The sequence below is a fragment of the Shewanella oncorhynchi genome (assembly GCF_030848765.1).
Taxonomy (GTDB): Bacteria; Pseudomonadota; Gammaproteobacteria; order Enterobacterales; family Shewanellaceae; genus Shewanella; species Shewanella oncorhynchi.
This window is the reverse complement of sequence record NZ_CP132914.1, coordinates 4454482-4477009: the sequence shown is the minus strand read 5'-3', so window position 1 is coordinate 4477009 and position 22528 is coordinate 4454482. Positions and strand designations below refer to the sequence as shown.

General features: G+C 46.2%; 9 protein-coding genes and 1 rRNA gene. 8 read left to right on the top strand and 2 right to left on the bottom strand.

The annotated features are described in order from the left end of the window. Positions 1-15 precede the first annotated feature (15 nt). From aceE to RA178_RS19790, 6 genes are all read left to right on the top strand, one after another. Entirely contained in the window at positions 16-2682 is a 2667-nt protein-coding gene (gene aceE / locus RA178_RS19815; RefSeq protein WP_105250400.1) for a pyruvate dehydrogenase (acetyl-transferring), homodimeric type, read from the top strand. A 12-nt stretch (positions 2683-2694) separates the two neighbouring features. Continuing rightward, positions 2695-4698 carry a dihydrolipoyllysine-residue acetyltransferase gene (gene aceF / locus RA178_RS19810; protein WP_306683482.1) on the top strand — a complete coding sequence of 668 codons (2004 nt, stop codon included), beginning with the start codon at positions 2695-2697 and terminating at the stop codon, positions 4696-4698. Positions 4699-4845: 147 nt separating this feature from the next. Next, a complete protein-coding gene (gene lpdA / locus RA178_RS19805; RefSeq protein ID WP_105250398.1) occupies positions 4846-6273 on the top strand; it encodes a dihydrolipoyl dehydrogenase in 1428 nt (475 codons plus the stop codon). A 380-nt stretch (positions 6274-6653) separates the two neighbouring features. Beyond that, positions 6654-11147, top strand: coding sequence for an EAL domain-containing protein (locus tag RA178_RS19800; protein WP_306683480.1), 4494 nt, complete (start codon positions 6654-6656; stop codon positions 11145-11147). Between the two features lie 281 nt (positions 11148-11428). Beyond that, positions 11429-13645: a patatin-like phospholipase family protein gene (locus tag RA178_RS19795; protein WP_306683478.1), complete on the top strand. Its 2217-nt coding sequence runs from the start codon at positions 11429-11431 to the stop codon at positions 13643-13645. A gap of 228 nt (positions 13646-13873) precedes the next feature. Further along, positions 13874-15916, top strand: coding sequence for a M13 family metallopeptidase (locus RA178_RS19790; protein ID WP_306683477.1), 2043 nt, complete (start codon positions 13874-13876; stop codon positions 15914-15916). An 80-nt stretch (positions 15917-15996) separates the two neighbouring features. Here the strand turns inward: RA178_RS19790 and RA178_RS19785 are convergent, their stop codons facing one another. Then, positions 15997-16338: a DUF2845 domain-containing protein gene (locus tag RA178_RS19785; RefSeq protein ID WP_306683476.1), complete on the bottom strand. Its 342-nt coding sequence runs from the start codon at positions 16336-16338 to the stop codon at positions 15997-15999. Positions 16339-16433: 95 nt separating this feature from the next. Continuing rightward, a complete protein-coding gene (gene hxpB / locus RA178_RS19780) occupies positions 16434-17093 on the bottom strand; it encodes a hexitol phosphatase HxpB (protein ID WP_113940780.1) in 660 nt (219 codons plus the stop codon). A gap of 434 nt (positions 17094-17527) precedes the next feature. Here hxpB and acnB point away from each other — a divergent pair, with 434 nt between their 5' ends. Then, complete coding sequence (acnB, locus tag RA178_RS19775; RefSeq protein WP_306683474.1) at positions 17528-20125, top strand: bifunctional aconitate hydratase 2/2-methylisocitrate dehydratase; 2598 nt, start codon at positions 17528-17530, stop codon at positions 20123-20125. 858 nt (positions 20126-20983) lie between these two features. Further along, positions 20984-22526: ribosomal RNA gene (locus RA178_RS19770) — 16S ribosomal RNA — on the top strand. The last annotated feature ends 2 nt before the right edge of the window (positions 22527-22528 follow it).

Genomic DNA, 22528 nt, shown 5'->3' with positions numbered 1-22528 from the left:
GAGAAGGACAGTGTCATGTCTGAAGATATGCTACAAGACGTAGATCCGTTAGAGACTCAGGAATGGGTTGATGCCCTGCAAGCCGTGTTGGAACAGGAAGGCCCAGAGCGCGCGCATTTTTTACTAGAAAAGCTGATCGATAAAGCGCGTCGTAATGGCACTCACTTGCCTTATAACGCCACAACGGCTTACCTGAACACTATCCCTGCGGGTCAAGAGCCGCACATGCCTGGCAACCAAGAGATGGAACGTCGCATTCGCGCCATCATCCGTTGGAACGCTTTAGCTATGGTGCTTCGTGGTTCTAAGAAAGATTTAGAATTAGGCGGCCATATTTCAAGCTTCGCCTCAAGCGCGACTATTTATGACGTATGTTTTAACCACTTCTTCCGCGCACCCAATGAAAAAGACGGTGGCGATTTAGTGTATTTCCAAGGCCATATCGCCCCTGGTATTTATGCGCGTTCATTCTTAGAAGGTCGTTTAAGCGAAGACCAACTGGCTAACTTCCGTCAAGAAGTGGATGGCAAGGGTCTGTCTTCATACCCACATCCAAAACTGATGCCGGATTACTGGCAATTTCCAACCGTTTCTATGGGCTTAGGTCCTATCCAAGCGATTTATCAGGCGCGTTTCCTGAAATATCTGACTGACCGTGGTCTGAAAGATTGTTCAGCACAAACCGTTTACTGTTTCTTAGGTGACGGTGAGTGTGACGAGCCAGAAGCCTTAGGTGCGATTGGTTTAGCGGCCCGTGAAGAATTAGATAACTTAGTCTTCATCGTTAACTGTAACTTACAGCGTCTTGATGGCCCTGTACGTGGTAACGGTAAGATCATCCAAGAACTTGAAGGCGAATTCCGCGGCGCAGGCTGGGAAGTGGTCAAAGTGATTTGGGGTCGTTACTGGGATCCATTATTGGCCCGTGACACTAGCGGTAAGTTACTGCAGTTAATGGAAGAAACCGTTGACGGTGAATACCAAAACTGTAAAGCCAAAGGTGGCGCTTATACTCGCGAACACTTCTTTGGTAAGTATCCTGAAACGGCCGAAATGGTTGCTAATATGTCAGATGATGACATTTGGCGTTTAAACCGTGGCGGTCATGATCCAGTGAAAGTGTACGCTGCCTTAGATCACGCACAAAAAACCAAAGGTCGCCCAACGGTGATTTTAGCTAAGACTGTAAAAGGTTACGGCTTAGGTGATGCGGGTGAAGGTAAAAACATCGCTCACAACGTGAAGAAAATGGGTATCGAGTCTATCCGTTACTTCCGCGATCGTTTCAATATTCCGATCCCAGATGACCAGTTAGAAGATCTGCCTTTCTATCACCCAGGTCCAGATTCTGAAGAAGTGAAGTACATGATGAGCCGTCGTGAAGCGCTGCATGGTAGCGTGCCACAACGTCGTCAAAAGTTCACCGAAGAGATGGAAGTGCCGTCACTGAAGATTTTCGATTCGATTTTACAGGGCTCTAACGGCCGTGAAATTTCATCGACTATGGCATTCGTTCGTGTTCTGACAGCTCTGCTGAAAGACAAGAAAATTGGCAAAAATATTGTGCCAATTATTCCTGACGAAGCTCGTACTTTCGGTATGGAAGGTTTGTTCCGTCAAGTGGGTATTTATGCTCACGAAGGCCAAAAATATATTCCGCAGGATTCTGACCAAGTTGCTTACTACCGTGAAGATAAAACCGGCCAAGTATTGCAAGAAGGGATTAACGAACTCGGCGCTATGTCTTCATGGGTATCAGCAGCGACGAGCTACTCAGTCAACGATACACCTATGATCCCGTTCTACATCTACTACTCAATGTTCGGTTTCCAACGTATTGGCGACATGGCTTGGGCTGCGGGTGACATGCGTGCTCGTGGTTTCTTAGTCGGTGGTACTTCAGGTCGTACAACGCTTAACGGCGAAGGTTTACAGCATCAAGATGGTCATAGCCACGTATTGGCGAACACTATCCCTAACTGTATTACTTACGATCCAACCTACGGCTACGAAATCGCCGTTGTGGTACAAGATGGTATCCGTCGTATGTACGGCGAAAATCAAGAAGATATCTTCTACTACTTGACCACAATGAACGAAAACTATGAGCAACCAGCCATGCCAGAAGGTGCGGAAGTGGGCATAGTGAAAGGTATCTACAAGTTAGAAACGGTTGCGGGTTCAGGTAAAGGCAAAGTTCAGTTAATGAGCTGTGGCACTATCCTTGAACAAACTCGTAAAGCGGCGCAAGCACTGGCAAAAGACTTTGGTATTACTGCCGACGTATTCAGTGTGACCAGCTTTAACGAATTGACTCGCGATGGTCAAGCCGCTGAACGTTGGAACATGCTGCACCCAACCGAAACGCCAAAACAAGCCTATATCAGCCAAGTGATTTCAAGTGATGCACCTGCAATCGTCGCGACTGACTATATGAAGATTTACGGCGAACAGTTACGTGCTTATATTCCTACCGATTACAAAGTGTTAGGTACTGACGGTTTCGGTCGTTCAGACAGCCGCGAGAATCTGCGTCACCACTTCGAAGTGGATGCTAAGTTCATCGTTATTGCGGCACTGAAATCACTGGTTGATCGCAAAGAGCTGCCTGTCGATGTGTTAGCAAAAGCCATTAAAGAATATGGTATCGACGCTGACAAGATCAATCCACAGTACGCGTAAGAGGCAATAAAAATGGCTGAATTAAAAGAAGTTTTTGTTCCTGATATCGGCGGCGATGAAGTGCAAGTGATCGAAATTTGTGTGGCTGTGGGTGATACCTTAGCTGCAGAAGAATCGATTCTTACCGTCGAAAGCGACAAGGCGACTATGGATATTCCAGCGCCTTTCGCCGGTGTTTTAGCCGAATTGAAAGTGGCTGTGGGCGATAAAGTATCTGAAGGTACTTTGATTGCTATGATGCAAGCGGCGGGCGCGGCAGCAGCCGCTCCGGCTCCAGTTGCAGCACCCGCTCAGGCGGCACCAGCATCTGCACCAGTTCAAGCGGCTCCTGCCCCTGTGGCTGCTGCTCCTGCGACGGGCGCAACCAAAGTGGTTGAAGTGACAGTACCAGATATCGGTGGCGACACTGATGTATCGGTTATCGAAGTCCTGGTTGCTGTCGGTGACAAGATTGAAGTTGATAGCGGTCTAATTACCCTAGAAACAGACAAAGCGACGATGGACGTGCCATCACCTTTCGCGGGTGTGGTTAAAGACGTTAAAGTTGCGGTTGGCGATAAAGTGTCGCAAGGCTCTTTAGTCATCATGCTTGAAGTGGGCGGCGCTGCACCTGCAGCCGCGCCAACTGTTGCTGCCCAAGCTGCTCCTGCCGCTACGGTAGCGCCAGTGGCCGCAGCACCTGCTGCACCAGCGGCAAGTGTGGTTGCGGTAAAAGAAATTCAAGTGCCGGATATTGGCGATGCCAGCAATGTCGATGTGATCGAAGTGCTCGTGTCTGTCGGTGATGAAATCACTGCCGACCAAGGTTTGATTACGCTTGAAACTGACAAAGCCACCATGGAAGTGCCAGCGCCATTTGCCGGTAAACTGCTGTCTTTGACTGTTAAAGTGGGTGACAAGGTTTCTCAAGGTAGCGTCATTGCGACGATTGAGACGACTTCTGTTGCAACAGCAAGTGCTCCAGTAGCGGTAGCACAAGCGGCGGCTCCTGCTCCAGTGAGTGCAGTGCCCGTTGCAGCCCCAACACCAGCAAGCCGTCCACCAGTTCCACATCACCCAAGCGCAGGTACACCTGTGTCTACCGGTGCGGTACATGCGTCTCCTGCGGTACGTCGTTTAGCCCGTGAGTTTGGTGTCGACTTGACCCAAGTGACAGGTTCTGGCCGTAAAGGTCGCATCATGAAAGAAGACGTGCAGGCGTATGTGAAATACGAACTGTCGCGTCCGAAAGCGACTGCGGCAACTTCTGTTGGTTCAGGTAACGGCGGTGGTCTGCAAGTGATTGCAGCGCCTAAAGTTGATTTCAGTAAGTTTGGTGAAGTGGAAGAGATTCCATTAAGCCGTATCCAGAAGATTTCTGGCCCTAACTTACACCGCAACTGGGTGACTATCCCTCACGTGACTCAGTTCGATGAAGCTGATATCACTGAAATGGAAGAGTTCCGCAAGCTGCAAAACGATGTAGCGGCGAAGAAAAAAGCCGATTACAAGATCACGCCTTTAGTGTTTATGCTGAAAGCTGTGGCTAAAACGTTGCAACAGTTCCCTGTGTTCAACTCGAGCTTAAGCTCTGATGGCGAATCACTGATCCAGAAAAAGTATTTCCACATCGGTGTGGCGGTTGATACGCCAAACGGTTTGGTTGTGCCAGTCGTGCGTGACGTGGATAAGAAAGGCATTATCGAGTTATCTCGTGAACTGGCTGATATCTCTATCCGTGCCCGTGATGGCAAGCTGAAATCTGCTGATATGCAAGGTAGCTGTTTCACCATTTCAAGTTTAGGTGGTATTGGCGGTACGGCGTTTACGCCTATCGTGAACTACCCAGACGTGGCGATTTTAGGTGTGTCTAAATCTGAAATTAAGCCTAAGTGGAATGGTAAAGAGTTCGAACCTAAATTGATGTTGCCGCTGTCACTGTCATACGATCACCGCGTGATCGATGGTGCCATGGCTGCACGTTTTAGTGTAACGCTGTCAGGAATTCTGTCCGATATTCGTACTTTGGTTCTGTAAGCATATAAGGCTGCTCATCTTGAGCAGCCTTTTGTTTATTGTGATCAGTATCAAACACAGGTTAAAATGCGCCCACCTTACGCGCTGGCGCATTTTCGGTTGGCAGGATAGCTCCTCCAACGGATTGAATGAGAATTAGAGGAAAACATGAGTAACGAAATCAAAACTCAGGTAGTGGTATTAGGTGCAGGTCCTGCAGGTTATTCTGCGGCTTTCCGTGCTGCTGACTTAGGTCTGGAAACCATCATAGTTGAACGTTTTAGCACTTTAGGTGGCGTGTGTCTTAACGTGGGTTGTATCCCATCTAAAGCCTTACTGCACGTTGCTAAAGTTATCGAAGAAGCCAAAGCGGTTGCCGCTCACGGTGTGGTCTTCGGCGAGCCAACTATCGATTTAGATAAGTTACGTGGCTTTAAAGAAAAAGTCATTGGCCAATTAACTGGCGGATTGGGCGGCATGTCCAAAATGCGTAAAGTTAACGTGGTTAACGGTTTTGGTAAATTCACTGGCCCTAACACGCTAGAAGTGACTGCTGAAGATGGCACTGTGACTAAAGTGACTTTCGAGCAAGCGATCATTGCTGCGGGTTCTCGTCCAATCAAACTGCCATTTATTCCGCATGAAGATCCACGTATTTGGGATTCGACTGACGCATTAGAACTGAAAGAAGTTCCAGGCAAGTTGTTAGTGATGGGCGGCGGTATTATCGGTCTAGAAATGGGTACTGTGTACGCTTCTTTAGGCAGCCAAATCGACGTGGTTGAGATGTTCGACCAAGTGATCCCTGCGGCTGATAAAGATGTGGTTCGCGTATTTACTAAGCAAATCAAGAAGAAATTCAACCTGATCCTTGAAACTAAAGTCACAGCGGTCGAAGCCCGTGAAGACGGTATCTATGTTTCTATGGAAGGTAAGAGCGCGCCAACTGAAGCCGTTCGTTACGATGCCGTATTAGTGGCTATTGGCCGTGCACCTAATGGCAAGTCGTTAGATGCTGAAAAAGCAGGTGTTAACGTTGATGAGCGTGGCTTTATCAAGGTTGATAAGCAACTGCGTACTAACGTACCGCACATCTATGCAATTGGTGACATTGTTGGTCAACCAATGTTGGCTCACAAAGGCGTGCACGAAGGCCATGTAGCGGCTGAAGTTATCGCTGGCATGAAGCACTATTTCGATCCAAAAGTCATCCCATCTATTGCTTACACTGACCCTGAAGTCGCTTGGGTTGGTCTGACTGAGAAAGAAGCGAAAGAGCAAGGTATTGCTTACGAAACCGCAACTTTCCCATGGGCTGCAAGTGGTCGTGCGATTGCGTCAGATTGTTCTGAAGGTATGACTAAGCTGATTTTCGACAAAGACACTCACCGCGTGATCGGTGGTGCTATTGTGGGTGTTAACGGCGGCGAGCTGTTAGGCGAAATCGGTCTAGCGATTGAAATGGGTTGTGATGCTGAAGATTTAGCATTAACCATTCACGCTCACCCAACACTGCACGAATCAGTAGGCTTAGCGGCTGAAATGTACGAAGGTTCTATTACTGATTTGCCAAACCCAAAGGCAAAGAAAAAGTAATTTAGCTGTCGATTAAAAAAGCGCTCACTTGAGCGCTTTTTTATTGCCTGTATTTTTTTGTAACTTTTATGTAAACAAGCGGATGAATTGAAGGGATTGAGCTGCTACAGTACAGATATACCCAAGCGACCTCAAAATACGAGTTTCAGAGCGCCCAGGGTGCTTCAATTCAAGGCGCATCAATGAAAAAAATGTAGCTACCTTTTGAATTGATGCAACACGGAAGTGGAGTGCCCTGGGTGCTCCGTCCCGGCGGGTTTTAACGCACTTTATGCGGTGTTGGCTATTTTTGACTTAGCCCACTAGGCCTGCAAATAGCCGTCTTGCCTAAAGTGCGTTAAATTCCCGCTGAATCCTGCATTTTGAGGTGGTTTGGGTATATGTATGAAGTAAGTTGTCACATGCAAACAAAAATAATTAGAACAATTCTGACATGTTTCATCCTTTCACTGATTAGCGTCCATTCGGCTTGGGCGGGCGGCTTTGTGCAGCGTGTTTTTACCGATAGAGACGGTTTAGCTGTCACCAGCATCCGAGGTTTAGCCTTAGATGACTACGGTTTTGTATGGGCCGCGACTGAGCAGGGCTTGTATCGGGTCAGTAATTCTAAGGTGCGGCGTATTGATAAAATTGGCACGGAATCACGGCTTGCGGATGACTTTTTAACGACAGTGGTGAACATCGACCGAGACAAGTTATTGGTCAGCACCAATGCCGCGATTTACCTTTACGATATAGTGCAAAATCAATTTACCGCATTTGGTTCTCCCTATCTATTCCCGCAGTTTCCAGGTGGTGCGCTGATATCGGCAGCCCGCAAGAATAGCAAAACATGGCGATTATTAATTGATAATGGTCAGATCTATGAGTTTTCCCCTTCAAAGTCAGAACTTCGCCTTATCACTCAATTAGCTGTTAATCGCGACCTTCCTTGGCGCAAGTTATTGCTTATGCCCAATGGACACATGTTGGTTGCGGGGCAGTTGCAACTAGAGCTCCTCGATAACAAGGGCGAACGGCTGTTCCAATACCCTTGGACCGAATCTATGGGCAGTATTCTCGATATGTTGGAGGATACTCAACATAGGATCTGGATTGCGACAGGGCGTGGTGTTTATCAATTAGATCAAATCGCTCATCAAATTACACCTGTGCCAGAATTACCCGATTGGAGCACAGCGATCATTGAAGATGCTAAAGGGTATTTGTGGTTTGCCAGCCGTATTGGCTTGTTAAAATGGTCGCCTGAGACGCGGTTGATTGAGAATTATCAGCAAGAGTTGAAGGCTGAGGCCAACATGGAAACGCTGAAAGCCATGTTGTTTGATGATGCAGGCTTGATGTGGGTTGGAGGCTCTGGTGATGGATTGGCATTGTTAGCGTCACAGCCTGATTTCATTCTTGATACTTATGCGGCAGATGAACCCTATCAGCTGAGCGATGCCATGACTTGGTCTGTACATGCCAGTGATGAAGGGGTTTGGCTCGGTTCTTCCAGTTTAGATTTTGTTGCTAAGGGCAGTAAAAAAGCGGTTAACATTCCGATTGAGGGGTTTAATCCCCACGAAAGTATTTATGATATTAGTGAGTTTGAGGACCATTATTTACTTATCTCAACAACCAGTGGTCTTTTTGTTATTGATAAAGAGACCTTGCAAGGAAGTAGTTTTTCTAAATGGACTCACGGTCAGGATGACTTTAAAAATAAGCTCATATATAAAACTTATCGGGATCCCAAACTGAAAGGACGCGTCTGGATTGCGACTACCACGGGACTCTATTTTTGGGAAATGGGACTCTATGAGCCCCAGCCATTTGATATTGATAAGTCATCGAACGAATTTGATGGCCCCAAGCGGCCAGTGATCCGCACGATTTATCGTACCTCAGACGGTCGTCTTTGGGTTGGCGGTAAAAAAGTCTTTGGTTACATAGACAGTCAAAACGAGTTTCATGATCAACGGCACTTATTTAATGCTTTTGCGGCACAACCAACGATTAGCCATATTGAAGAAATGTCCCCGGGAATTATCTGGTTTGGTTCCTATGAAAAAGGTTTGTTTGAATATCAGCAGCAGACGGAATCGTTAGTTTCACTGACTTCCGAATGGCAATTAAATTGTAGTTCAGTGTTTTTTATTCAAAAGACCCCTAAGTCAAATCTTGTGGGTTGTGCTGATTCTTTGATTCGTCAGGATATTCAAACGGGCAATATCGCCATGTTTAATCAACTCGATGGTTTGATTTCCGATGAAATGAACGAGGGCGCTTATTTTTATTCGCCAAAAACAGGCTTTTACTTAGGAACACCTGAAGGTGTGATGCGACTCGATGTCAATAGGCTGGTCAATCGTATAACCGATGACCATGTGATGCTTGAATCTGTCTCTGTGTACTATAACAACACGACAGAAGTATCTTTGTTGCCGCGTAACCTGATGACCATCAAACCCGATGCGAATATGGTGAGTTTTCAAATCACTAACTTAGATTATCTCGATGATTCGCCAATTCAATTTAAATACCGATTACGTTATCAGGATGAAGATAGCCATTACGTCTTGTTGCAGGGGGAATCTCAGATCAACCTCGCAGGATTAGCTGCGGGTGGCTATGTGCTAGATATTTTGAGTCAAGTTAACGGGATATGGTCAGATAAGCCGTTCTCTTATCCTTTTTATGTTGAGCAGCATTGGTGGTTATCCCAAGGTTTTAAAGGTATTTTGCTGCTGTTATTTTCAATTATTGCTTTAAGTCTTGCTTGGTATCGACAACGACAGATTAATACATTTAAGCAGATGAATCTGGCATTAACGGAGAGTGAGGACAGGTTAAGGCAGTCTTTGCGCGGCAGTGACTCAGATCTCTGGGAGTGGCATAAAAATACTCAGGCATTTCACCTTGATAATCGCGGTTCGGTGCTTGGTACGCATGCCAATGAGATTGTGGTGAGCTTAGAGGATTTGCCAGTGCACCCGCAGGATAGGGAGAAAGCTCTCGCTCAGTGGGACAACATGATGGCGGGTGAGATTGACCGATTCGAGGCCGAATATCGCTATCAGCGTAAGGACGGTAATTGGGGATGGCTTAGGGTTAGAGGGCGGCCAGTTGCTCGCAATAAGTACTCAAATGAAATTGAACGGGTCGCGGGTATTTATAGCGATATTACTGTGCAACGCCAGCTAGAAGATGAAATTAATTTATTGGCGAAAGCGTTTGGCAATACCTCTGAAGGTGTGTTGATTTTAGATGTCGAAGGCGGTATTCGCGTTGCGAATTACGCTGCGCAACAAATTATTGGTATAGATTCTGACGACTTAGTCGGGCAACCATTTGCACAATTCGTACAGATGAATGACAGGTTAGCATCGGAGATTAAGCAACTTCTCCGTGATAGTCAGTCTTGGACCGGAGAGCGGGAGTTAATCCGCGCCAATCAGCAACTCTGTCCAGTGTGGCTAAACGTGTCGGTGATGCAAAGCATTAACGGGAAAGTTACCCACTATGTGGTGGTATTTTCTGATATTACGGAGCGTAAACGTACTGAAGCCGATTTACGCCGTTTGGCTAATTACGATGTGCTTACTGGTTTGCCAAATCGCTCCTTATTTTCTAGCCGTCTATTACAGTCGATTCAAGCTGCGCAGCAAACAGGTGAGAAACTGGCGCTACTGTTTTTAGATCTCGATAGATTTAAGCATGTTAATGATTCCTATGGTCATAGCATGGGCGATGCTCTGCTGGTCGAAGCATCAAGCCGACTGCAATCTTGTATTTCCAGCGAGCATTTACTCTGTCGTTTTGGTGGCGATGAATTTGTGATTTTACTCCGTAATGCAAACAGCATTGACGATATTAACCATGTCGCCGAGCGTCTGTTGGAGCAAATTGTCGCGCCTTTTAAGTTATATGGTCGGGAATTTTATATTTCGACCAGCATAGGCATCAGTATTTGGCCCGACGATGCGGTGCAGCCTGAGGCTTTTATCAAGAATGCCGATCTTGCTATGTACCATGCCAAAGAAGAAGGGCGAGGCAATTTTCAATATTATTCCTCGGAGCGTAATGCTCAAGCCCTCTATCATTTACGGCTTGAAGCCGATTTACGCAAAGCTATAGAGCGGCAAGAGTTCGAGCTTTATTACCAGCCGCAAATTGATATTTTGCGTAATGATAAGCTCATAGGAATGGAGGCATTAATTCGCTGGAAACATCCGCAAGACGGCTTTATTCGCCCCGATATTTTCATTAAAGTTGCTGAGGCTTGCGGTTTAATTGTTGATATTGACCGCTGGGTATTAAGACAAGCCTGTGTGCAGGGGGCCAATTGGACTAAGCGCTATGGCTCGGGCTTTAAGTTGTCGGTTAATATTTCGGCGGTGCATTTTAGGCAGCCAGATTTTATTGAAGATATCCAAAGAATTTTACAAGAAACCCAAATGCCAACTGCATCTTTAGGATTAGAAATCACCGAAGGCGTATTGATGAAGGAGTTGCATGTCGCTAAAGACCATCTGACTCGATTGAAATCTTTGGGGATCGAGGTTGCCATCGATGACTTTGGTACTGGGTATTCTTCACTGGCTTATTTGCGTAATTTTGAAGTCAATACCCTAAAAATTGATCGCTCCTTTTTAATTGATATCGCCACTAATACCGCAGATCAGGCGATTGTGAGCAGTATTATTGAATTAGCCCGTAACCTTAAATTAAATGTGGTTGCTGAAGGGATTGAGACGGTTGAGCAGTTAGAGCAAGTCTTTAGCCGTGGCTGTTATATTATTCAAGGGTATTATTTTGCTAAACCTATGTGCGTTGATGATTTTGAGCGCTATTTAGAGACAGATAACAAAATCGTCTCTATTGATCATTAAGCTAGAAACATAGTCTATTATTGGCTCGCGAATACTTAATATTTGTACCGCTGATGGGCAATCGTCTGCACGATATAAGCCAGTGAGCTTGAGATGTAAACGTTATCGTCTTCAGTGGTGATGGATATTTTGTTTAGCGGTTTATTCAATTAAACTTCATCTGTTTGTATAAAGAGTACACAAACTTATCACTAGTCGGTCCAGATAAAATATGACTGACGGTTAAATCGATAAGTTTGTTAATATAACTCGGATTTTTATCCCATAAAAAGTAGCCTCACATGATGCGTCAACTACTCGCTTCTATTATTTTGTGTTTGTGTGTTACCCCGTCTTTGGCTGCAGAGCGCCTTAAAATTGGTGTCGTACTAAGTGGTGGTGGTGCTAAAGGCGCCGCTCACGTGGGCGTGCTCAAAATATTAGAAGAACATAACATCCCAGTCGATTATATCGCGGGCACCAGCATAGGTGCCTATGTCGCTGGCATGTATTCACTGGGTTACAGTGCGAGTGAAGTTGAAGCTATCATGATGGGGGTCAACTGGGACAGTGGCTACTCGGACACCATACCGCGCAATATTTTGAGTTACAGGGATAAACAGTTACGCGACCGTTACAATATTCCGTTAAACATTGGCTATAACGAGGGCCAAGTGAGGGCGCCAAGTGGTCTGCTACGTGGACAGACTATGTCACAACTTTTACGTCAGTCGACAGATCTGGTACAGCAATTTGGTCATTTTGATGATTTAGCCATTCCCTACCGAGCGGTTGCAACCGACTTAGAAACTAGCTTACCTGTGGTGATTAGTCATGGCAGTATGGTTAAAGCTATGCAAGCGTCTGCAACTGTACCTGGTGCACTTCAGCCCGCACAAATTGAAGGCAAGTTATTGGTCGATGGTGGTATTGCCAACAACATGCCCGTCGATGTGGTTAAAGCCATGGGAGCCGATATTATTATCGCCGTCGATATTGGCTCGCCTCTGGTCAAAAAAGATAAATTAGACAGTACTATCGCAGTGCTCGATCAGCTCTCTAATTTTTTGACCAATGCCAGCACTGAAAAACAAAAACAATTACTGACAGATAAAGATGTATTGATCCGACCCGCGATTGACGCCCTCAGCACCACTGATTTCACTATTATGCCGCTGGCATTAACCCTTGGAAAAGAAGCCGCTAATGGTCAGCTTTATAAGTTGAGCAGTATGAGCGTGAGCCCTGAGGAATATGCCGCCTACGTCGAGGCTAAAAAAGCCAAAGGTAAATTATTAATGGCGGATGTACGTCATCCCATTAATGAAATCGTATTTGAAAACCAATCTAAGGTGAGTTTGAATCTCTTGACGGAAACCTTGGATATTAAACCTGGGCAAGCTGTATCTAAAGACGAGCTTAATGAGGCGTTAAAGCGTATTTACTCTCTCAATAAATTTGAACGTGTCGATGCTGAATTTGTAGAAGGTGAGGATGGCCGCATACTCACTGTCACTACTAAGGCTAAGTCTTGGGGGCCGAATTATTTCCAACTGGGCTTTAATTGGGAGGATGACTTTAATTCAGAATCTGCCATCAGTTTTGATATGGCTTATACCATGACCGATTTGACCTTTAATGGTGGCGAGTGGCGCAATGAGGTCAAACTCGGCATTGAAAAGTTGTTTGCAACTGAGTTCTATCAGCCTTTAGACAGGGACCAACAGTTCTTTAGCCGTGCCCGCTATCAATACGATACCCGTGATTGGGACTTATACGATAATAACAGTCGTATCTTAACCTTCGACAAGAAAACCCATACTATTGAATTAGGCATAGGTTATAACTACACCTTACAAGGGATGATTGAGTTAGGCTTAGTCGCAGAGAAGGGGTCGATAGTCAATGATGTTTGGCTAACGCAGGACTTAGATTTTAGTTCCTATGGTGCTTACTTTAGGTTCGGTTACGATAGCTTGGATAGTATTAGCTTCCCGACATCGGGTAATCGTGTAACCTTAAACGTCTACGTGCGCAATGAAGATTTCAATGACAGTCTCGACGATAATCAAAACCAATTTAGCGTGCAAATAGAGGCCGACTGGAAAGGTGCCTTGAGTGTCGGTAACCACGCTTTTGTTGGTAAGGCATCGATTGCTACCAACAATAATGATGGTGTCAATACGCTGCATTTATCCGAATTGGGAGGATTCTTAAACCTATCTGGTTACCATAAAGACTCAATTATGGGCGCACATAAAGTGTTTGGGGCCTTTATTTATCAATATGATCTCGGGCGTGATGCGCTAGGTATGACAGATTATCCTCTATACCTAGGTTGGAGCTTAGAGGCGGGAAATGTCTGGGACGAGCGCACTGACGTCACTCTGACCGATCTGATTTATGCATCGAGTCTTTATATCGGTACAGATACTTCCATGGGACCCGCAGCACTTGGTTTTGGGATCACAGATCTTGGCGATAAGTCCTTCTATTTATTTGTGGGTAAAAACTTCTAGTTTGAGATTTGTGTAAAGAACTTAAGGGCATGACTGAGGTTGTGCCCTTACTTTTTGGTCGATGGAAAAACTATAAGCGTCATCCCTATGGAAGTTACCTTGCCGAAATAGCTAAGAGTGTCGCTAAAGTGTCATATCCTTTTACAAAATCTTACTACTGTGAGGCGTGTCAAGATGCTAAGGTTTTGCGGGAAAAATAATAACTCTCAACGGAAGCTGGGGAAAACAATGAAGAAGATAAGCACACTGGCACTGAGTATCGCCTTGAGTTTAGGTTTAGCGGCTTGTAGTACTGAGCCTAAAACTGAAGCCGTCGCGGTGTCTGGCATTGAATTGCAAAACTTTGATGCCTCAGTTCGCCATCAAGATGATTTCTATTACAGCGTTAACGGAAAATGGTTGGCAAATACGCCTATTCCTGCTGACAAATCTAATTATGGCGCGTTTTCTGTGTTGTACGACCAAAGCCAAGATGCATTGAAGAAAATTATCGACGAAGCGGCCGCTAAAAAGAATCCTGCCGCAGGCTCGAATGAGCAGAAAATCGGTGATTTCAATGCTAGCTTTATGAATACCGATTTGCTTGAAACCTTAGGTGTTACTCCGCTTAAGCCATTGCTGGCCGATATCGCAGCCGCAAAAACGCACGCTGACTTACCCGGTGTGATGGGCAAATTACTGACGACGGGTTCTGGTATTCCTTTTGGTTTTTACGTCAATAATGACGCTAAAAACTCAACCCAGTATGCGGTGTATTTAAGCCAGTCAGGCCTCACGCTACCGGATCGTGATTATTACCTTAAAGATGACCCTAAATTTGCCGCTAATCGTCAAGCCATGGCCAAGTATGTGACAGACATACTGACCGAAGCGGGTTACAAGGATGCTAAACGCGCGGCTAAAAACGTCGCCGACATCGAAATGATGATCGCTAAAAGTCAGTGGAGCCGAGTTGAATCCCGTGATGCCAACAAGGCATACAACAAGTTAGATCGTGCTGAACTGCAAAAGTTAACCGGTCAATTCGATTTTAATGCCTTTGCTGCGAGTGCGGGCTTAGGCGATAAAGTGACTGAAGTGATCGTGCGTCAGCCCTCTTATTTTGAAAAACTCGGCGCCAGTTTCGAGACATTCCCTGTATCGGCTTGGCAGGATTATCTAGCGTTCCACTTAGTGGATAGCTACGCCGAGTTACTGAGTAAAAACTTTGTTGATTTGAACTTTGCCTTTAAGAGCAAAACCTTAATGGGTATCGAAGAGCAGCAGCCACGCTGGAAAAAAGCAGTTGATGGCGCCGACCAAGTGATTGGTGAGTTAGTGGGTGAAGAGTACGTTAAGCAATACTTCAAGCCAGAAGCTAAAGCACGCATGGAAACCATGATCAAAAACTTGATCAAAGGTTTTGAAGTCAGCATTAATGAACTTGAGTGGATGACGCCAGAAACCAAAGTCGCCGCCCAAGAAAAACTGGCTAAATTTACCTACAAAATTGGCTATCCAGATAAATGGAAAGATTACTCAGGTTTAGATATCAAGGCTGACGAGTTAGTCGGTAACTACATGCGTTACGCTCAGTTTGAATATCAAGATATGATCAACAAGCTAGGCAAGCCGATTGATCGGACCGAATGGGGCATGACACCACAAACGGTGAATGCTTATTACAGTCCAGTGAAAAACGAAATCGTCTTTCCTGCTGCGATTCTGCAACCGCCATTCTTTAATATGGATGCCGATGATGCTGTTAACTACGGTGGTATAGGTGCCGTGATCGGCCATGAAATTAGCCATGGTTTTGATGACCAAGGCGCTAAATACGATGGTGATGGCAACCTGCGTGATTGGTGGTCAGATAAAGACAGAGAAGAGTTCCAAAAACGCGGTAAACAACTGTCAGCGCAATACTCAGGTTATGAGGCAATGCCCGGCAAGTTTGTTAACGGTGATTTGACCTTAGGGGAAAACATCGGCGACTTAGGTGGTTTAACTGTAGCGGCACGTTCGTATTTGATGAGCCTTAACGGCAAACCTGCACCTGTGCTCGATGGTTTAACGGGCGAGCAACGCTTCTTTGTGGGTTGGTCGCAAGTATGGCGCCGTAATTACCGTGATGAAGAGCTGAGCCGTCGTTTGCTGACAGATCCGCATTCACCGAGCCATTATCGTGCCATGGGGACGCCACGTAACGTGGAAGCCTTCTATAAGGCCTTCGAGATGAAAGAAGGCGATAAAATGTATTTAACACCAGATGAACGTGTGAAAATTTGGTAATAAATTCAGCAGATTGAAATAAGAAAAGCCAGACAATGTCTGGCTTTTCTATTGATGACCATAATCTAGGATGCTGCCGATTAATGTCCGTAACCTAAGGATTCAATTTTTGTGACTTTATTATTAGTGGCATACAGGCGACGCATTAAGCGTGTTGGTCCAAAGTCATAGGTCCATTCTTGATACTCAGTTGGCAACTTGCTGGGATCGATCACCCTGTCTCCGTTAGCGTTGAGATAAGTCGCGGGCAGACTGTATTCTCGAATATCACTGGGCGAGCCGCATTTATCCTGCACAGTCGTTAAAGTATCGCCCGTATTGATCACTTGTTGTTTACAGTGCATGGTCTCACCTGCACTAGCGGGTAAACAGGTGGACATGAGTATTAAGCCCATGGGCAGTATTAAGGACAGGTATTTCACATTGAATTCCTTCTGGTGCATACACCATTGTGCTATTTATCCGTAGGGCAAAGACTAAGCTTATCCGCCCTGCAGAAACTCGGTGTGTTGTGACGTTATTTTGCCAAAATTGTTGTTAATGCCAACAAACTCTCGGCCTGATGATGGGCGATAATCCACTTAGCATCGCCTCTTTGTTCTGGCGCAGGGATCGCGACCGTTTGCATGTTGGCTGCTCTGGCGGCAATTAAGCCGTTAAAGGAATCTTCGATGGCAAGACAACAACGGGGATCAACATCTAACGCCTTAGCGCAATTCAAATAAACTTCTGGGTGGGGTTTGCCATAGGTGAGTCCCTCGGCCGATTGTACTGCCATAAATTTATCACTGAGTCCTAGCTTAGAAAGAACTGCCTCAATAATAGTGTAGAACGACGAGGTCGCTAAGCCGATTTTAAGGCCAAGCGCTTGGCAGTGATCAATCGCTTCGTGGACGCCCAGCATAGCTTCGCCGCTAACCAGAATTTCATTTGCAACTTTATCAACAATCGTTTGGCTGACCTTGGCATTATCATAGTGTGGCCAAGGTGCCTTGTGGTACCAATAATCGACGCATTGATCGATGCGTAAGCCCGTGGTTTGTTGAATCGTTTCTATCGTCACTGGCACGCCGAGTGCGGATAACACTTCATACTCGACTCGTTGCCATAGGGGTTCTGAATCGATTAAAACGCCATCCATATCAAAAATAACGGCTTGAATGCTAAGGGATGTCATTGGTACTCCGATGGACTAAGGAAATAACTGAGATATGCAGTAAATTAAGCCTGAGTGTAAGTTCTCGCACTGCATCTTAAAAGCCAAAATGCAGCAAGATGAGAAAAATTTATACCTATTTGCTCTCTGACACGGAAAATTGCTTGTTCGATTTAAAATTAATGAAACATTATTAACTATTTGTAGTGTATGGTTTTTTGTCTTTTTTCAAACTATTGTCTAATTTCACTTGTTTTAATCTTCCCGTAAGTTGGCATTCGCCGCCGGATTTAGTCCTTATTTCGCTTTTTGCCGAGTGTGACCTGATTCATACTTTTGCAAAGCTGTAGTATACTGCAGGCCGGAAATACGGGTCGATCATGTCGGACTGTCAGCTTCAATTAAGAAGACGTGCAGTTTCGTTGTTAGAGCGCCAAACAAAGAGGAATGTTGCCGTGCTAGAAGCATATCGTAAACACGTCGCAGAACGTGCTGCAGAGGGCGTAGTCCCTAAGCCATTAGATGCACATCAAGTGGCTGAACTGGTTAAGTTAGTTCAAAATCCACCCGCAGGTGAAGAGGCTTTCGTTCTCGACCTGCTTGAAAATCGAATTCCCCCAGGTGTTGATGAAGCTGCTTATGTTAAAGCTGCTTTTTTAGATGCGGTTGCCAAAGGCACTGAAAAATCACTGATTCTGTCTGCTGAGCGTGCTACTGAGTTGTTAGGCACAATGCAAGGCGGCTACAACATCGAACCTCTGATCGCGCAGTTGGATAACCCAGCGTTAGCACCTTTAGCTGTTAAAGCGCTATCTCACACTCTGCTGATGTTTGATTCTTTCCACGATGTGGTTGAGAAGATGGAAGCGGGCAATGAGTTTGCGAAGCAAGTGGTTGAAGCGTGGGCAAATGCAGATTGGTATTTAAGCCGTCCAAAACTGGCCGACAAAGTCACTCTGACAGTATTTAAAGTTTCTGGTGAAACCAACACCGATGACTTGTCACCTGCACCAGATGCATGGTCACGTCCTGATATCCCATTGCACGCGTTAGCTATGCTGAAAAACGCCCGTGATGGTATCGAGCCTGATGTTGCTGGCGCCGTTGGCCCAGTGAAAAAAATTGAAGCATTAAAAGCACAAGGTCATCCATTAGTATATGTGGGTGACGTTGTGGGTACGGGTTCATCACGTAAATCTGCGACTAACTCAGTACTGTGGTTTATGGGCGATGATATTCCATTCGTACCCAACAAGCGCGCTGGTGGTTTCTGCCTTGGCGGTAAAATTGCACCGATTTTCTTCAACACTATGGAAGATGCGGGCGCACTGCCAATCGAGCTTGACGTAAACAAGATGGAAATGGGCGATGTGATTGACATCTACCCATACGCCGGTGTGGTTAAGCGTCACGATAGCGACGAAGTGATTTCAGAATTCAGCTTAAAAACGGAAGTCTTGTTAGACGAAGTTCGTGCTGGTGGTCGTATTCCATTGATCATCGGTCGTGGTTTAACTGACAAAGCCCGTGACGTATTAGGCTTAGGGTTATCTGACGTCTTTGTGCGTTCTCAAGATGTCGCTGATACCGGTAAAGGTTATACACTTGCGCAGAAGATGGTCGGTAAAGCCTGTGGCGTAGCGGGTGTGCGTCCTGGTCAATACTGCGAACCTAAGATGACGTCTGTTGGTTCACAAGACACGACAGGTCCTATGACCCGTGATGAGCTGAAAGATTTAGCTTGTTTAGGTTTCAGTGCTGATTTGACTATGCAGTCATTCTGTCACACTGCGGCTTATCCAAAGCCAGTTGATGTGAACACACATCATACTCTGCCAGATTTCATCATGAACCGCGGCGGTGTATCACTGCGTCCAGGTGATGGTGTTATCCACTCATGGTTAAACCGTATGCTGCTACCAGATACAGTTGGTACGGGTGGTGACTCACATACGCGTTTCCCAATTGGTATTTCATTCCCAGCGGGTTCTGGCTTAGTAGCGTTTGCTGCTGCGACTGGCGTTATGCCACTCGACATGCCTGAATCCGTATTAGTGCGCTTCAAGGGCAAAATGCAACCGGGTATCACACTGCGTGATCTGGTTCATGCTATCCCATTAAAAGCCATTGAACTGGGCATGCTGACCGTTGAGAAGAAAGGTAAAGTAAACATCTTCTCTGGTCGCGTACTGGAAATCGAAGGCTTAGAATCACTGAAAGTTGAACAAGCTTTCGAACTGTCTGATGCTTCAGCTGAGCGCTCTGCTGCCGGTTGTACCATCAAGTTAGACAAAGAACCTATCATTGAATACCTGAACTCAAACATCATCATGCTCAAGTGGATGATCGCTGAAGGTTATGGCGATCGTCGTACGATTGAACGTCGTATCAAAGGCATGCAAGAGTGGTTAGCCAATCCTGAGCTGATGAGTGCTGATAAAGATGCTGAGTACGCTGCAGTAATCGAAATCGACTTAAATGACATCAAAGAGCCAATCCTGTGTGCGCCAAACGATCCTGATGATGCCGTTTTACTGTCATCTGTTGCGCAAACTAAGATTGACGAAGTGTTCGTAGGTTCTTGTATGACCAACATCGGTCACTTCCGCGCAACCGGTAAGATGCTAGACAAGTTTGCTAAAACCCTGCCAACACGTCTGTGGATTGCACCACCGACTAAGATGGATAGAGATCAGCTGACTGAAGAAGGCTACTACGCGATTTTTGGTCGTGTAGGCGCGCGCATCGAGATCCCAGGTTGTTCACTGTGTATGGGTAACCAAGCACGTGTAGCTGAAGGTTCAACTGTGGTATCGACTTCTACCCGTAACTTCCCTAACCGTTTAGGTACAGGTGCTAACGTTTACTTAGCCTCTGCTGAACTGGCTGCGGTTGCTGCGCTGTTAGGTCGTCTGCCGTCACCTGAAGAATATCAAGAATACGCTAAAGAGTTAGACGCAACTGCAGCTGACACATACCGTTACTTGAACTTTGATCAAATCGAGTCTTACACAAAAAAAGCATCGGAAGTGATCTTCCAGACAGCTGTGTAATCGATTGCCGTTAAGGTAACTTGATGTAAAAAGCCAGCGTAAGCTGGCTTTTTTGTGGGTTTGTTTTATTTCTACATCTATATGCACCAATGAACCCTATCATAGTCATGCTGTAGTTCTTAAATCACAAACTCGCTACTTACTAATGGTCACGCGTTGTCGCCATTAAAAAATCAATTTAAGCCGATCCGTCGGTCAATCTCACGCTTAGCCCCGTTTAATCTTCTTTTTAAAAGACGAAAGTCTTCTATTTTCATAACTATCAACAAATCATCTGATGGCTTTTGGCTATACATAATGCGAAACAAAGGCGCAGCCTTGACTGAGTTGTGGATAACTTTGGGGGTAAGTAGTGGGTATCTTGTGGCTAGATTGGGTAATTAGAATTAACTGCAAATTTCCTTAAAATAGGGGTTGCGCAAAATCTCCTGCTGCCTATAATGCGCATCCACTGACACGGCAGACAGCGTTAAGCAGCCTGATGTGACAGTTCATCGATGAGTTTACTGATTGATGAGTGTTGAGAAAGTTTGCAAAAACTCCTTGACGCAAAACGGGAAATGCGTAGAATACGCAGCCCTAGCCAACTGGAAGCGTTCGGCGCTCAGTGTGGTACTCAAGTTCTCTTACGGATATTGAGTTGCTCTTTAACAAGATAAAACAAGAAATCTGTGTGGACACTCACAGGTGTTGAGTTAATCGAAACTGCTTAACCTTCGGGTTGGCAGTCAAAAATTTAAATCAATGTAACAATGAGTGTTCATAGTAATATGTACAGTTTGTTTCTGCTTTTAAGTGGAAACAAAAAATCAGAATTCATTGAGCCGCTGAAGTCGCAAGACGGAAGCAACAAAACTTTAATTGAAGAGTTTGATCATGGCTCAGATTGAACGCTGGCGGCAGGCCTAACACATGCAAGTCGAGCGGCAGCACAAGGGAGTTTACTCCTGAGGTGGCGAGCGGCGGACGGGTGAGTAATGCCTAGGGATCTGCCCAGTCGAGGGGGATAACAGTTGGAAACGACTGCTAATACCGCATACGCCCTACGGGGGAAAGGAGGGGACCTTCGGGCCTTCCGCGATTGGATGAACCTAGGTGGGATTAGCTAGTTGGTGAGGTAATGGCTCACCAAGGCGACGATCCCTAGCTGTTCTGAGAGGATGATCAGCCACACTGGGACTGAGACACGGCCCAGACTCCTACGGGAGGCAGCAGTGGGGAATATTGCACAATGGGGGAAACCCTGATGCAGCCATGCCGCGTGTGTGAAGAAGGCCTTCGGGTTGTAAAGCACTTTCAGTAGGGAGGAAAGGGTGTAGTTTAATACGCTATATCTGTGACGTTACCTACAGAAGAAGGACCGGCTAACTCCGTGCCAGCAGCCGCGGTAATACGGAGGGTCCGAGCGTTAATCGGAATTACTGGGCGTAAAGCGTGCGCAGGCGGTTTGTTAAGCGAGATGTGAAAGCCCTGGGCTCAACCTAGGAATAGCATTTCGAACTGGCGAACTAGAGTCTTGTAGAGGGGGGTAGAATTCCAGGTGTAGCGGTGAAATGCGTAGAGATCTGGAGGAATACCGGTGGCGAAGGCGGCCCCCTGGACAAAGACTGACGCTCATGCACGAAAGCGTGGGGAGCAAACAGGATTAGATACCCTGGTAGTCCACGCCGTAAACGATGTCTACTCGGAGTTTGGTGTCTTGAACACTGGGCTCTCAAGCTAACGCATTAAGTAGACCGCCTGGGGAGTACGGCCGCAAGGTTAAAACTCAAATGAATTGACGGGGGCCCGCACAAGCGGTGGAGCATGTGGTTTAATTCGATGCAACGCGAAGAACCTTACCTACTCTTGACATCCACGGAATTCGCTAGAGATAGCTTAGTGCCTTCGGGAACCGTGAGACAGGTGCTGCATGGCTGTCGTCAGCTCGTGTTGTGAAATGTTGGGTTAAGTCCCGCAACGAGCGCAACCCCTATCCTTATTTGCCAGCACGTAATGGTGGGAACTCTAGGGAGACTGCCGGTGATAAACCGGAGGAAGGTGGGGACGACGTCAAGTCATCATGGCCCTTACGAGTAGGGCTACACACGTGCTACAATGGCGAGTACAGAGGGTTGCAAAGCCGCGAGGTGGAGCTAATCTCACAAAGCTCGTCGTAGTCCGGATTGGAGTCTGCAACTCGACTCCATGAAGTCGGAATCGCTAGTAATCGTGGATCAGAATGCCACGGTGAATACGTTCCCGGGCCTTGTACACACCGCCCGTCACACCATGGGAGTGGGCTGCAAAAGAAGTGGGTAGCTTAACCTTCGGGGGGGCGCTCACCACTTTGTGGTTCATGACTGGGGTGAAGTCGTAACAAGGTAGCCCTAGGGGAACCTGGGGCTGGATCACCTCCTTACC

Bases quoted from the DNA above. Each gene is read 5' to 3' on its own strand.
- aceF (WP_306683482.1), top strand. From the start codon at position 2,695: ATGGCTGAATTAAAAGAAGTTTTTGTTCCTGATATCGGCGGCGATGAA.
- hxpB (WP_113940780.1), bottom strand. From the start codon at position 17,093: ATGACATCCCTTAGCATTCAAGCCGTTATTTTTGATATGGATGGCGTT.
- aceE (WP_105250400.1), top strand. From the start codon at position 16: ATGTCTGAAGATATGCTACAAGACGTAGATCCGTTAGAGACTCAGGAA.
- lpdA (WP_105250398.1), top strand. From the start codon at position 4,846: ATGAGTAACGAAATCAAAACTCAGGTAGTGGTATTAGGTGCAGGTCCT.
- RA178_RS19800 (WP_306683480.1), top strand. From the start codon at position 6,654: ATGTATGAAGTAAGTTGTCACATGCAAACAAAAATAATTAGAACAATT.
- RA178_RS19795 (WP_306683478.1), top strand. From the start codon at position 11,429: ATGATGCGTCAACTACTCGCTTCTATTATTTTGTGTTTGTGTGTTACC.
- RA178_RS19790 (WP_306683477.1), top strand. From the start codon at position 13,874: ATGAAGAAGATAAGCACACTGGCACTGAGTATCGCCTTGAGTTTAGGT.